This is a genomic window from Exiguobacterium sp. RIT452 (assembly GCF_003598705.1).
Classification (GTDB): domain Bacteria; phylum Bacillota; class Bacilli; order Exiguobacteriales; family Exiguobacteriaceae; genus Exiguobacterium_A; species Exiguobacterium_A undae.
In genome coordinates, this window is record NZ_QXJB01000001.1 from 192,185 (window position 1) to 205,360 (window position 13,176).

The window sequence follows — 13,176 nt, forward strand, 5'->3', positions numbered from 1 at the left end:
CCTTTTATTGTACCTTGTGCATCCTTCAAAAACCGTACCTTCACAAAAAAGTTACATCAGTTGCACCGGAATAGAGCGGGCGCTATAATAAGACAGTTGATAAGGCGTAATTATTCCGTTTTAAAACGAGACGGAAGGAGAGATTAGATATGACTGAACCAATTATCGAAATTAAACAACTGACATATGACTATCCGGATCGGCGTGTTTTAAATGAAGTGAGCTTTGAGGTCCAGCAAGGTCAGTTCCTGGCGATTGTCGGAGAAAATGGATCCGGAAAATCGACGTTGATCAAATGTATGCTTGGTTTACTCAAACCGAAGGGGACGATTCGACTGTTCGGGCAGGATCAAGCTGCATTCAGTGACTGGTGGCGGATCAGCTATGTTTCCCAAAAAGCAGCATCGTTTAACTCCGGATTTCCGGTGACGGTCGCAGAAGTCGTCGAGATGGGACTGTATGCGAAAAAAGGACTGTTTCGCCGTGTGACGAAGCAGGATCGGCAAAAGGTCAAGACCGCTCTTGAAACCGTCGGCATGTGGGTTCGCCGGGATTCAAAGGTCGGTGATTTATCCGGTGGGCAGCAACAACGTGTCTTCATCGCACGTGCGCTCGTCAATGATCCGGATTTGATGATTCTGGATGAGCCGACGGTCGGGGTGGATCAGCGGTATGTGAAGGAATTTTATGAAATTCTCGAAGAATTACGGCGTGACAAGAAACGGACCTTCGTCCTTGTGACACATGATATTCACTTCGTCAGTAAGCTCGTGACGGATGTGATTCATTTGGTTGACGGACGACTCGGTTGTAACTGCGGCATCAAGGAATATTGGGAACTCGATGAACAGACGATTCGTTCGTTATATCCTGTCCCGGGACGTGTCCTCGTCCACCAAGGGGAGGTTGTCCAGTGATTGAAGCATTCATGACATTGAAGTTTTTACAGTATGCGCTTGTGGCCGCAGTACTGATTGGATTTACAGCGCCGTTGATCGGTTCATTTGTCGTCGTCCGCCGAATGAGTTTGATTGCGGATGCCTTGTCACACGTCACGCTGGCTGGGATAGCACTCAGCCTGTTGATTTCAGGGATGGTCGCGAGTCTCGCGGACTTGAATCCCCTGTATCTCGGAATCGTGACGTCGGTCATCGCGGCATTGACGATTGACTGGCTTCGGGCAAAGTATAAACACTTTCAAGAATTGGCGATTCCGATCATCATGGCGACGGGAATGGGGCTCGGAGCGATTTTCATCAGTCTGGCAAACGGTTTTTCGATGGATCTCGTATCGTTTTTGTTTGGGACAGTCTCAGCGGTGACGCTGACGGATGTCTATACGATCTTCATCGTGACAGGCGTCGTCATTTTATTTGTCATCGCGTTTTATAAAGAGTTGCTCTTTTTATCGTTTGACGAGGAACAAGCCCGAGTTTCCGGGATTCGTTTGCGTCTGGTCCATATTTTATTCATGATCGTCGTCGCTCTGGTCATTGCGATCAGCATGCGTGTCGTCGGTATCTTACTCGTTTCAAGTCTGATTACGTTGCCTGTAGCGGCAGCTCTTCGGTTCGCCAAAAGTTTTAAAGCGACGATTTTTTATGCGATCGTTTTTGGAGAAGTGGCGACGATTGCCGGTTTGATTCTTGCATATCAGTTTGATTTGGCACCAGGCGGCATGATTGTCATGTTGGCGGTGATGGAACTGATTGTCGTTATGATCATCGAGCGGTTTTGGATGGGAGGAAAAACGCATGAAAAAAAACATCGAACAAGCGCGTGACCGGATGAAGGCGTCCGGATTTAAGATGACGCCAAAACGTCTGGATTTGTTAGCATATCTGTTTGAAGCCAACCGGTATGTCAGTGCACGGGAAGTGGCCGAGGAATTGCGGTTGTCACACCCGTCACTCAGCTACGATACGATTTACCGGAACTTAAACGATTTTGCGGAAATCGAGATTTTAGAGACAACGGAGTTGGATGGAGAAATGAAGTACCGGGCAGCGTGTCAATCGGGACATCATCACCACCATCTGATTTGCCGGACATGTGGAAAAACAGAAACACTGGACGCCTGTCCGATGCAATGGGTGGCTCCGATTAAAGATTCGGGCTTCGAAGTCGAAGATCATAAATTTGAAATCTACGGTCGGTGTGCAGCCTGTCAAAAATAAATAAGGTGATGTTGGAAAGTCCTTTGGTCGTTCAAAGGGCTTTTTTTGCTTGAAACCAGTTAAAAGGGGAATAAGACGAACAGAGGTGATGGAGATGATTTATGAGGCACAGGAGGCAAGACAGATCGATGAGTGGGCAAAGACTTCCGGCTTGCCGCTCGAAGTGTTGATGGAACGGGCGGGGAGTGAAATCGCTAAACGTGTCATGAACAACCACGACAGGAAAGAACGGATCGTAATCCTCTGTGGGACGGGTAATAATGGGGGAGACGGCTATGTGATTGGCCGTGAACTGATACGCGACGGTTATGATGTCACGATTCATGCGCCGTTCGGAGCGGCGAAAACACCGGTTGCCTTGCTGCATCAACGGTATGCCGAAAAATTTGGTCTGGTGACAGAGGCAGTGTGCGGCCAATACGATGTGATGGTCGATGCTTTGTTTGGGATGGGGTTTGATCAATCCCGTCTGACGAAACCGCTGACCGATTTGTTTGATTGGGTGCGTGAGCAACAACAACGGGCAATACTGTATGCCGTTGACATTCCGAGTGGCATTCCGACCGATCATTCCACCGGATTTTCCGGTCAGGGAATAAAAGCAGATGTGACGTTTTCGCTTCATGCCTTTAAACGGTCTGCTTTCTTGTTGAAGACCGCTCCGTTTTTTGGGCGATTGGAGAAGATTGATTTAGGCTTACCGGCCTTTGGCGGATGGCGGTTATTTTCTGAATCGATTGCCCCGTTGCTGACCCGTGACGCGTATGGTCATAAAGGGACATACGGTACGGCGTTGCTGATTGGTGGTAGCGAAAACATGCCAGGTTCGATTCAACTGGCGGCACGTGCTGCTCTTCGAACCGGCGTCGGGAAACTTCAGGTCGCAACGGTTCCGACGGCGCAAGTCGGATTGATTATCAATGCTCCGGAAGCGATGGTCCTCGATCAGACGACAGAAGCAATTCAAGAGATGATCACAGAAGTGGATGTCGCTGGGATCGGACCAGGTTTAGCTTCGGACTCCGTCTCGGACTGGCTGGATCTTTTGTTTGACCAAGACATCCCCGTCGTTCTGGATGCGGGCGCTTTGATCCGGGATCATTATCCGGAACGGAAAGCGGCAATTGTCGTGACGCCGCACATCGGTGAATTTGCACGGATGACGAATCAATCCGTTCAGAGCGTCCAAGACGATTTATTTGAACAGGCAAGTGATTATGCGATGCTGCATCAAGTGACGGTCGTTTTAAAAGCGCATGTGATCCTAATCGCCAAACCAGACGGCGGCGGTTATGTGGTTGCCGGGGCATCAAGCGGATTGGCAAAAGGCGGCAGTGGCGATACGTTGTTCGGTCTGATTACGAGTTTGCTCGGGCAACGCAAACATTACAAACAGGTATCGCTTGAACGATTGATTGCCATGGGGGTATCTTGGTATGCGCAAGCGTCCAAACACGTGGAACAACGGATTCATCCGAGCAGTATCACCGCGACGGACGTCATTGAACAACTGGGTCAAGTCGAAAATGATGATCTTATTAACTAGTGTAAAAAATGAACAGACATGTCTCCTTTGAACAAATGAAGGGTCATGTCTTTTTTTTAGGAAATAATTGCTAGGAATGGGAGGGCAGGAGTATCATGAAGTGATGTCGAAAAGTTAAGACAATTATCCAATTCAGAAAGGAGGAGACCGATGCCCATCAAGACAGTGGATAAAATCGTTCGGAATCAGCAACGGTGGATTGGCAACTTTGCCTTTTTTTTGATGAGTGCAGGAGCACTTATTTTTTGGATCACGACGGATGAAACGATTCAAAATGCGTACTTAAATCGATCGACGATTGTCAGCGTACTGGTGCTTATTGGTCTGATGACCTTTTTAATCAGCCGCAGTCGATTATCGAACCGTTACCAATCGCATTTGTTATCCGTCATGTTTCTGATCATTCCGGTTACGTCCATTAGTTTGTTGCCGTACGCGGCGGTTACGGTATGGGCCAGTTGCTTTTTATTTTTAATGATTGCCTTGATTGCGTATGACCGGATCATGATGTGGTATGCCGTCGTCATCATCGTTGCGACCAATGGATATGTCATGCTCCGATCGGAAACGGTTTCGGTCGAAATTGATCCAACCGATCACTATGCCCGACTTGGAATGATTGGGATTGCGATTTGTATTGCCTTTATCATTAATCATCTTCACCTTCGCCATCTCTATCGTCTTCAAGCGCTGGCCAATCAATTACATGACGCAGCCCGCCATGATCTGCAAACACAACTGCTGAATATGCGTGGACTGGAAGAACGTTTTGCCGAGCCGCATCACCAACATCTGTTGTTAGTTGGCGTTCATCTTGAAAATTATTATGAGTTGGCGCGTTATTTCGGCGATGAGATTCAAGAACGGGTGTTATTTGATTGTATCGAACGTCTGAAATCCTTGTTGCCGCCGCATTTAGGAATGGTTCGTGTCGAGGGTGGGACGCTTGTAGTTGTGATGGAAAAACCTCCCGGCGTGTCTTGTCAGGAAGAGATGGAGCGACTCAGCCAACAGATGTCGGCTCCTTATCAAGTCGACCGGCATCAGATTTATGTCAATTTATATATCGTCATCGATGACGGAGCAGCCCATCCGTCCAGCATGACGAAACGGATTCAACAGATTACATCGGCCCTTCCGGAAAGTGTCCGGAATTCAGAAAAAGTCATGTGCCTGAATGAACAGTGGAGAGACGAACAGGCACTTCGGGTGGAAGCGGCTCAAGCGTTATCGCAAGCGGACATCAATCACGATTTTTATCTCGTTTATCAATTGCAGTATGATTCCGATCAGGACCGATTTATTGGCCTTGAAGCACTTGTACGTTGGAACAGCCCGATCCCGGGTGCGGGACGTCCGACTGTTTTCATTCCGATTGCCGAAAAAAGCGATTTGATCATTCGTCTCGGGGAATGGATTTTTGAAGAGGGCTGTAAAACGAGGAAACAGCTGATTGGCCTTGTTCCGGATGACTTCAGTTTGTCGGTGAATGTTTCGCCACGCCAACTGACACATGATTCATTCATGCCGTTCATCGAACGAATGTTACTGAAGTATTCCTTGCAACCAAAACAAATTAAGATTGAGATCACGGAAAGTCAGGCGCTCGATTTTGAGAGCCAGTCGATTCTACGGGCATTACGCCGCATCAAGACCCTCGATTTCCCGGTCTCGCTGGATGATTTCGGGACAGGACATGCTTCGTATCACGTCCTCGAACGGCTCTTGCCGCTTCGTCAATTAAAAGTCCCGAAACAATTTATCGAACAAGTCGAAGAATCGGAAAAACGGCAATCGATCTTAGAATCGATTTTCCAACTCAGTCAATCGATGCATGTTGAATGTATCGTCGAAGGTGTCGAGACGGACGAAGAAGTTCGGATTGCCAAAAATATCGGCATTCATTTATTCCAAGGTTATTTTTTTGCAAAACCTGTTGTTCTCGAAGAAATTATTTGCTTGCTGCAAATGAAACAAGCGGAAGTGACGGATTGACGTCACTTCCGCTTTAGTTTGAATACAGATGGGATTGATTTCGTCCATTCTTCTTCGCTTCATATAAGGCAGCATCGGCCTGTTTAAAAACGGTACTTGCAGACTGGCGTCGAGCAAAAGCAACACCGGCTGAGACAGTGATGGACAGGGCATGATCCTGCATAACGAAAGGAGTCTTCGTCACAGTCGAAACAATCTGTTGAGCCAATTGAGCAGGAGAAACTTTAAATGTATTCGGAAGAATGGCGATGAACTCCTCGCCGCCATATCGACCGACTGTCACGTCGTCCGGACATTCTTGGGTCAACAACACAGAAAAGTGGCGTAAAACGGCGTCGCCGACGGCATGCCCGTATTGATCGTTGACGGCTTTGAAGTAGTCTAAATCAAACAGGATGACGCCCCAAGGCGCTTGTTCCTGCTCAAGAACCGCTACTTTATCCATGATGACATGACGATTGGCAAGTCGTGTCAATTGATCGGTTGAAGCCAAGTAGGATTGATACGAGTACAGGACAAAATGCTCCTGCAACATACCAGACAACCGATAAAACAGAAGGGAAGCAAAAATCGTGATCAAAAAGTACGGGACATAAATCGATTGCCACGCATTGTTTTCTGCTTCACTTGACAACATCCGGACTAAAACGAGCAGAGAGCCAATCGTGACGATGACCGTAAATAAAGCCGCCTTTTGTTTAATGAACCGTGTACAGAGCAAAACAAGGACGACGAAACTGACTAACGTGATGATGGAATTTTGCAAAGCAATCATCGAGTCGCCTGTGTCGAGGATGATCCGGTAGAAGACCAGTAGAAGACCCGTCGTGACGATACTGATTGGTCCGCCGTATAAAGCGGATAGGGCGAGTGGCAATAACCGTAAGTCAATAAAAGCGCCATTGAGGGAAATCGAGTTATGAATCAGTAAGATGCCTGTCATGCCGTTGGCTAAACCAAAGTAAAAACGGGTCGAGAATTTGGAATCACGTTGGATGGGGAGCCGGTTCCGCATCAGGTAAAATGTTACGGACAGCACTAAAAAAATGATACAGATATTCAGAAAAAAGATATTAAGGGTCGATAGCATAAAAAAATCCTTTCACGTTTAACACTATGTAGAAAATGAGATAATATGGAATCTTGTCACCATTGTACGATACTCGAACTACAACATACAGAAAAAACAGCCAATAGAGGCTGTTTTAGCGGATTGGTGCAAACTTATGAATGGTCTGAACGGCTTCATCCCAGGACGAGACGCGAACGATGTTTTCAGGGAGCGGACGCCGGTTGTACGGTGCATCAAACAAGATGACCGGAATCGACGTGTCTTCCGCAATTTGAATCGCATTTTCAAGCCGGTCTTCCATGAAGAGGTCGAGCGACAAATCACGAACGACTTGTACTTTATCGTGAGAGCCTGTCATGATTAACGAATCAAGTGGCAACTCATGTTGTTTGATCCATTCTTCCGTCACGGGGCGGACGATTTCCGATCGCGCCGTCACATAGTGAAGGTCATACTGTTTACGTAACGCCCACAGATGCTGTTTGACGAGTTCTTGTGGGATTGATTCACGATAGATACCGAGTTCATGACCTGACTTGACCATGAATTCCCAAAACTCGATTTGCTCCATGTCCGTATAGGTATGAAGCTCGTATTCAGAGGCCATCTCAAAATCAATCGATGTCCCGAGATATTTGTTCATATAATTAAAGCACGAAGAAGGATGAGTGATTGTTCCATCAATATCAATTCCGATTTTCACTTACATCACCAACATTCTATAAATTTTCTGCCACTAGTATAACATAGTCGAAAAGCGGAAACGAAAAAAAGAGTCGCTCCTGAGGAGGACTCTTTTTTATTAGGCTTGACTGGCTTTTGCGGCTTCTTTTTCTGCTTCTTTTTCGAGAACGATCGCATCGATTTCTTTTTTCAATTCTTCGACCATCGTTGCTTCTGGAACTTTTCGGATGATTTCTCCGTGACGGAACAACAATCCTTCGTTACGTGCGCCGGCAATTCCGATATCTGCTTCGCGCGCTTCACCAGGACCGTTGACGGCACAACCGAGAACGGCAACTTTGATGTTAACTTGAATTTTATCGATATAATCTTCGATTTCCGCGGCAATCGCCATTAAGTCGATTTCAATACGTCCGCATGTCGGGCAAGAAATCAATGTCGCGGCATTTGCTGCGAGACCAAATGATTTCAAGACTTCTTTTGCGACTTTGACTTCTTCGACCGGATCGGCAGAAAGGGAGACACGGACCGTGTTTCCGATACCACGCGAAAGAATGGCTCCAAGACCGGCGGCTGACTTCAATGAACCGGTACGTAAAGGACCAGACTCCGTGATTCCGACGTGAAGCGGATAGTCGAATGACTCAGAGGCTAACTGATATGCTTCGAGCGCCAATTGAACGTCAGAGGCTTTTAAGGAAACGATGATATCGTGGAAATCGAGATCCTCAAGAATCTTGATATGGTGAAGGGCACTCTCGACCATACCGCGAGCTGTCGGATAACCGTATTTTTCAAGGATGTGTTTCTCAAGCGAACCGGCGTTGACACCAATTCGGATTGGGATGTTTTTTGCTTTGGCTGCCGTTACGACCGCTTCGACTTTTTCGCGGCGTCCGATGTTACCCGGGTTGATCCGGATTTTATCGACACCAGCTTCGATAGCCATCAGAGCAAGTTTGTAGTTGAAGTGAATATCAACGACAAGCGGAATGTTGATCCGGCTTTTGATTTCAGCAAGTGCAAGCGCATCACGCTCTTCCGGACAAGCAACCCGGACGATTTGGCATCCTGCTTCTTCTAGACGTAAAATTTCAGCGACAGTCGCTTCGACGTCGTGTGTTTTTGTTGTCGTCATACTTTGAATGATGACTTCATTACTTCCACCAATGACAAGGTCCCCAACACGAACGGGACGAGTCTTAGAGCGATGGACCATTTTCGGCATATCGAAAATCTCCTTTTGTGGCATAACGCCAGATTGTTTATGACTACTTGTTCTATCATATCGAACTATTCCCTAAAAATCGAGAAACAAGAACGAAAATTGAACATTTACAATTGTTTAACACGAAAAGATGAAAGTCAATCCGTCGCTGGACGGGCATTGAAGCTCAAAAAGTGTTCGAATGCGAAGGTTCTTAGGAGAAACGTCGAGCGGGCTTCTTTTTCCGGCGGGCCAGGAAAAGTGGCAGCAGTGAATACAACAGGTGTCCGGCTAATAGAATCGCGATGCCGACCGAAGAGTATCCGAGTTGATAAACAAAGACGCCGATCGGGAACGTCCAGATGTTTGCTGCGACGGTATAAGGAAACACTTGTCGAAACGCCCAAGGTTTTGGCAAGATCCACTGAATGAACCACCGATTTAAGTAAGACACGAACAACAGATACAATAAAACGGCAATTGCAATAAAGATGAAATGGAGAATGAACCAGATGATAAACGGGATCGATTGTTCGAGAAACAGACTGTCGATTACCGTCGTCCACAAGGAAATCCAAGCCAATCCACAAAAATAAAGGGGAACATCTGCCAGGCGAGTCTTCAAAAAAGGACGATTTGGAATTAGGGTGGTTTGTAAGTAATTAAGTAGTTGACTTAAAAAATGCATAATAATCACTCTTTCTTCTGTTTTATAACAATGGTATTTTATGATTTAAAAGGGCTTTGTATCAACACAAATGTTGTTTTAGTACAGTTTAATAAAACCTTAACAATCAAATACCTGAAAAACTGTTTACAAGTTCAATAGACCTTTACATAATAGGAGAGGTTGAAACAATAGATTCTTCACAAAAAATCAATTCCACTTTTTATACGAGGAGATGACAGGATGAACTATGATTTACAGGAAATGATTTTCACTTTTATTGGTGGACTTGGTATTTTCCTATTCGGTATTAAGTATATGGGAGATGGACTTCAAAAAACAGCGGGAGACCGCCTGCGTTATATTTTAGATAAATACACATCAAACCCGTTTCTTGGGATTTTGGCGGGGATTGTCGTTACGGTCTTGATCCAGTCGTCATCCGGTACGACCGTCATCGTCGTTGGTTTAGTCAGCGCCGGTTTGATGAATTTACGTCAAGCGATCGGTGTCGTCATGGGGGCGAACATCGGAACGACGATTACGGCTTTCATCATCGGATTTAACGTCAAGGAAGCAGCACTCCCGGCGATCGCGCTTGGAGCGTTCCTGATTTTCTTCTTCAATAAAGAACGGATTCAATACATCGGACAAATCTTCTTTGGTTTCGGAGCACTTTTCTATGGGTTGACGCTCATGGGAGACGGAATGGCACCGCTTGAATCAAGCGAATGGTTCCGTGACTTAACGGTTTCCATGTCGGATAACCCGTTACTCGGTGTATTCGTCGGAACGATCTTTACGATTCTCGTTCAATCGTCTTCTGCGACAATCGGAATTTTGCAAGAATTGTATGACGGCGGAATGATTGATATCAAAGCAGCCTTACCCGTCTTGTTTGGTGATAACATCGGGACGACGATCACTGCGGTTCTCGCAGCACTTGGTGCGTCGATCGCAGCAAAACGGACGGCAGCAGCACACGTCATCTTCAATATCGTCGGGACAATCCTCTTCTTGATTGCCTTACCACTGTTTTCGGCGTTCATTACGTGGATTACCGGTGCACTCGATTTGGAACCAAAAATGCAGATTGCTTTTGCACACGGAACGTTTAACGTCGTCAACACCTTGATTCAATGTTGGTTCATCGCGCAAATTGCATGGCTCGTCCAAAAGGTCGTGCCGGGAACGGATACGACCGTCGACTCGAAACCACGCCACTTGGATCAAAACATCTTGAACCAATCTTCGTCACTCGCCTTAAATCAAGCGAAGCTCGAAGTATTACGGATGGGTGAGTTCTCGAAGGAAGCGCTTGGAAAAGCGCACCGTTATACGCAATCGCACGATAAAAAGGATGTATCAGATGCAGGTCAGATCGAATATGCCATCAATCATCTGAATACAGAAGTGACAAGTTATCTCGTTAAAGTCGCAGCACATGACTTATCGGAACGGGAATCAAATGACCATTCACTCTTGATGCATGCCGTCAATGACTTTGAACGAATCGGCGATCATGTCGAAAACGTCATCGAACTCGTTGACTTCCAAATCGTGAATCGTATCGAATTTACGGCACAAGCGAAAAAAGAGCTGGATGAGATGTATGTCTTGACGCAAAAAATCGTCGAAACGGCCATCAAGGCAGTTGAACTTGATGATGTTTCCTTGGCGCGCCAAGTACTTGAGCTCGAAGGGAAACTGGATTCGCTCGAACGTTCATTCCGCAAACACCATGTCTTGCGCGTTAATGCAGGAGACTGTACCGGTCAGGCCGGAATGATCTTCGTTGATCTGTTGTCGAACTTGGAACGGATCGGTGACCACGCCGTCAACATTACGGATTTGGTACTGGAGCAACGGTCAGGAACAGCATGAAGCGAATATTCATCATGAAACAAGAGGAATTTCTGAAAAGAAATTCCTCTTTGTTTTTGTGAGATAATTTATTGACATTTAAGTTTCATTCCAGTAATCTGATATTAGTTGTTTTAATTCATCATGGCGGTGTAGCTCAGCTGGCTAGAGCGTACGGTTCATACCCGTGAGGTCGTGGGTTCGACTCCCTCCGCCGCTACTATTACTTAAGGACCCTTAGCTCAGCTGGTTAGAGCTGACGGCTCATAACCGTCCGGTCGCAGGTTCGAGTCCTGCAGGGTCCATTTCATAAGCGCACACTCTTTTTTTGAGTGTGCGTTTATTTTTGGTTGCACGGGGAATATTAAAGATATTGTAATAATGTTCATACAATAATATTCATACTATGGCAATTTAAGGGAGAGCGAAGAGAGATGGAACGTAACCATACGATGATGCAGTTTTTTGAGTGGCATGTAGAAAATGATGGAAAGCATTGGCAACGCTTAAAAGAGAGAGCGCCGGAACTGCGTGCTGCAGGCATCACATCTGTTTGGATTCCGCCGGCATCAAAGGGACAATCAGATGAAGATACAGGGTATGGCATTTACGATGTCTATGATCTAGGGGAATTTGATCAAAAAGGAACGGTCCGGACGAAATACGGGACAAAAGATGAATTGGTCGAAGCGATTCAGGTCGCGCATGAAAATGACATCGCGGTTTATGCCGATGTCGTCATGAATCATAAAGCGGCTGCCGATGAACTCGAGACGATTAAAGTTGTGGAAGTCCACCCGGAAGACCGTTCGCAAGAAATTTCAGAAGAATTTGAAATCGATGCGTGGACAAAATTCACGTTCCCGGGTCGAAACGGAAAATATTCTGATTTCATCTGGACACACGAATTTTTCAATGGAACCGATTTTGATGCACGCGAAGAAAAAACAGGTGTCTTCAAAATCTCCGGTAAAAATAAAGATTGGAACGATCAAGTTGATGACGAATTCGGCAACTATGATTATCTGATGTTCGCAAACATCGATTACAATCATCCGGAAGTCCGCGAAGAGATGATCAACTGGGGAAACTGGTTTAAAGAGACGATCAACTGCCAAGGTTTCCGGCTTGATGCGATCAAACACATCAACTATGAATTCGTCAATGAATTTGCCAAATCAATGATCGGGGATAACCCGGAAGGATTTTATATGGTCGGTGAGTTCTGGAAGTCGGATCTAGACGATTGCCGTCAGTTTTTAGACAGTGTCGACTATACGATCGATTTGTTTGATGTCCCGTTGCACTATAAATTCCATGAAGCATCGCAACAAGGACAGGACTTTGATTTAACGACACTGTTTGCGGATACGTTGGTGGAATCTCATCCGACGAATGCCGTGACATTCGTCGACAACCATGATTCCCAACCAGGCGAGTCGCTTGAGTCATGGATTGATGACTGGTTTAAACAACATGCCTATGCTTCGGTACTCCTTCGTAAAGACGGTTACCCGTGTGTCTTCTATGGTGATTACTACGGAGTACAAGGACCGCATCCGGTCGAAGGCAAAAAGGAAATGATTGATGCCTTGTTGTACGCCCGTTACCATAAAGCCTACGGCGAGCAAGAAGACTACCTGGACGATCCGCATTGTGTCGGTTGGGTCCGTCGTGGGGTCGAAGAATTCCCGAACTCGGGTTGCGCTGTCTTGCTCTCGAACGCGGATATGTGTGAGAAACGGATGTTCGTCGGTGAATCACGTGCCGGAGAACAATGGTTCGATTATACGAATCACCAAGAAGAACCTGTCGTCATCGATGAAGAAGGATTCGGCGTTTTCCCGGTTCCGGGCGGCGGCGTATCTGTATTCGCTCCACGCGACGAACAGTAATCTCTAAGGGTCATTGCTTGCACCTGACCAACTATTTTTGCTAGTCTTAAAGAGTATTGAAATTCCGAAA

At 46.2% G+C, this 13,176-nt stretch carries 11 protein-coding genes and 2 tRNA genes; 9 read left to right on the top strand and 4 right to left on the bottom strand.

Annotated features, from left to right (window positions below; translation table 11 throughout):
* Nucleotides 1–149 precede the first annotated feature (149 nt).
* The 5 genes from D3D03_RS00965 (at nt 150) to D3D03_RS00985 (ending at nt 5,718) form a co-directional block, all read left to right on the top strand.
* Nucleotides 150–917, top strand: a complete 768-nt coding sequence (locus tag D3D03_RS00965) for a metal ABC transporter ATP-binding protein (protein WP_119922481.1) — start codon at nt 150–152, stop codon at nt 915–917.
* The gene (locus tag D3D03_RS00970) at nt 914–1,783 is read left to right on the top strand and encodes a metal ABC transporter permease (protein WP_026833613.1); all 870 of its coding nucleotides are present in this window, start codon (nt 914–916) and stop codon (nt 1,781–1,783) included. The genes D3D03_RS00965 and D3D03_RS00970 overlap by 4 nt, the downstream gene beginning before the upstream one ends.
* Nucleotides 1,755–2,177, top strand: a complete 423-nt coding sequence (locus D3D03_RS00975) for a Fur family transcriptional regulator (protein ID WP_026833612.1) — start codon at nt 1,755–1,757, stop codon at nt 2,175–2,177. Before D3D03_RS00970 ends, D3D03_RS00975 begins: the two co-directional genes overlap by 29 nt.
* An 88-nt stretch (nt 2,178–2,265) precedes the next feature.
* Nucleotides 2,266–3,723 carry an NAD(P)H-hydrate dehydratase gene (locus D3D03_RS00980; protein WP_119922482.1) on the top strand — a complete coding sequence of 486 codons (1,458 nt, stop codon included), beginning with the start codon at nt 2,266–2,268 and terminating at the stop codon, nt 3,721–3,723.
* Nucleotides 3,724–3,873: 150 nt separating this feature from the next.
* Nucleotides 3,874–5,718: a bifunctional diguanylate cyclase/phosphodiesterase gene (locus D3D03_RS00985; RefSeq protein WP_119922483.1), complete on the top strand. Its 1,845-nt coding sequence runs from the start codon at nt 3,874–3,876 to the stop codon at nt 5,716–5,718.
* Nucleotides 5,719–5,731: 13 nt separating this feature from the next.
* Here the strand turns inward: D3D03_RS00985 and D3D03_RS00990 are convergent, their stop codons facing one another.
* The 4 genes from D3D03_RS00990 to D3D03_RS01005 form a co-directional block, all read right to left on the bottom strand.
* Complete coding sequence (locus D3D03_RS00990; RefSeq protein WP_158583666.1) at nt 5,732–6,733, bottom strand: GGDEF domain-containing protein; 1,002 nt, start codon at nt 6,731–6,733, stop codon at nt 5,732–5,734.
* Nucleotides 6,734–6,923: 190 nt separating this feature from the next.
* Nucleotides 6,924–7,493 carry a 5' nucleotidase, NT5C type gene (locus tag D3D03_RS00995; protein ID WP_081776048.1) on the bottom strand — a complete coding sequence of 190 codons (570 nt, stop codon included), beginning with the start codon at nt 7,491–7,493 and terminating at the stop codon, nt 6,924–6,926.
* 99 nt (nt 7,494–7,592) lie between these two features.
* On the bottom strand, nt 7,593–8,702 hold the full coding sequence (gene ispG, locus D3D03_RS01000; protein ID WP_026833607.1) for a flavodoxin-dependent (E)-4-hydroxy-3-methylbut-2-enyl-diphosphate synthase: 1,110 nt from the start codon (nt 8,700–8,702) through the stop codon (nt 7,593–7,595).
* A gap of 193 nt (nt 8,703–8,895) precedes the next feature.
* Nucleotides 8,896–9,249: a hypothetical protein gene (locus tag D3D03_RS01005; protein ID WP_233550609.1), complete on the bottom strand. Its 354-nt coding sequence runs from the start codon at nt 9,247–9,249 to the stop codon at nt 8,896–8,898.
* Nucleotides 9,250–9,591: 342 nt separating this feature from the next.
* Between D3D03_RS01005 and D3D03_RS01010 the strand changes: the two genes are divergently transcribed.
* The 4 genes from D3D03_RS01010 to D3D03_RS01025 all read left to right on the top strand — a co-directional run bounded on the left by D3D03_RS01010 (nt 9,592) and on the right by D3D03_RS01025 (nt 13,106).
* Nucleotides 9,592–11,232 carry a Na/Pi cotransporter family protein gene (locus tag D3D03_RS01010; RefSeq protein WP_026833605.1) on the top strand — a complete coding sequence of 547 codons (1,641 nt, stop codon included), beginning with the start codon at nt 9,592–9,594 and terminating at the stop codon, nt 11,230–11,232.
* Between the two features lie 125 nt (nt 11,233–11,357).
* Nucleotides 11,358–11,431: transfer RNA gene (locus D3D03_RS01015), tRNA-Met, on the top strand.
* Between the two features lie 11 nt (nt 11,432–11,442).
* Nucleotides 11,443–11,516: transfer RNA gene (locus tag D3D03_RS01020), tRNA-Ile, on the top strand.
* Nucleotides 11,517–11,645: 129 nt separating this feature from the next.
* Nucleotides 11,646–13,106 carry an alpha-amylase gene (locus D3D03_RS01025; RefSeq protein WP_026833604.1) on the top strand — a complete coding sequence of 487 codons (1,461 nt, stop codon included), beginning with the start codon at nt 11,646–11,648 and terminating at the stop codon, nt 13,104–13,106.
* Nucleotides 13,107–13,176 lie beyond the last annotated feature (70 nt).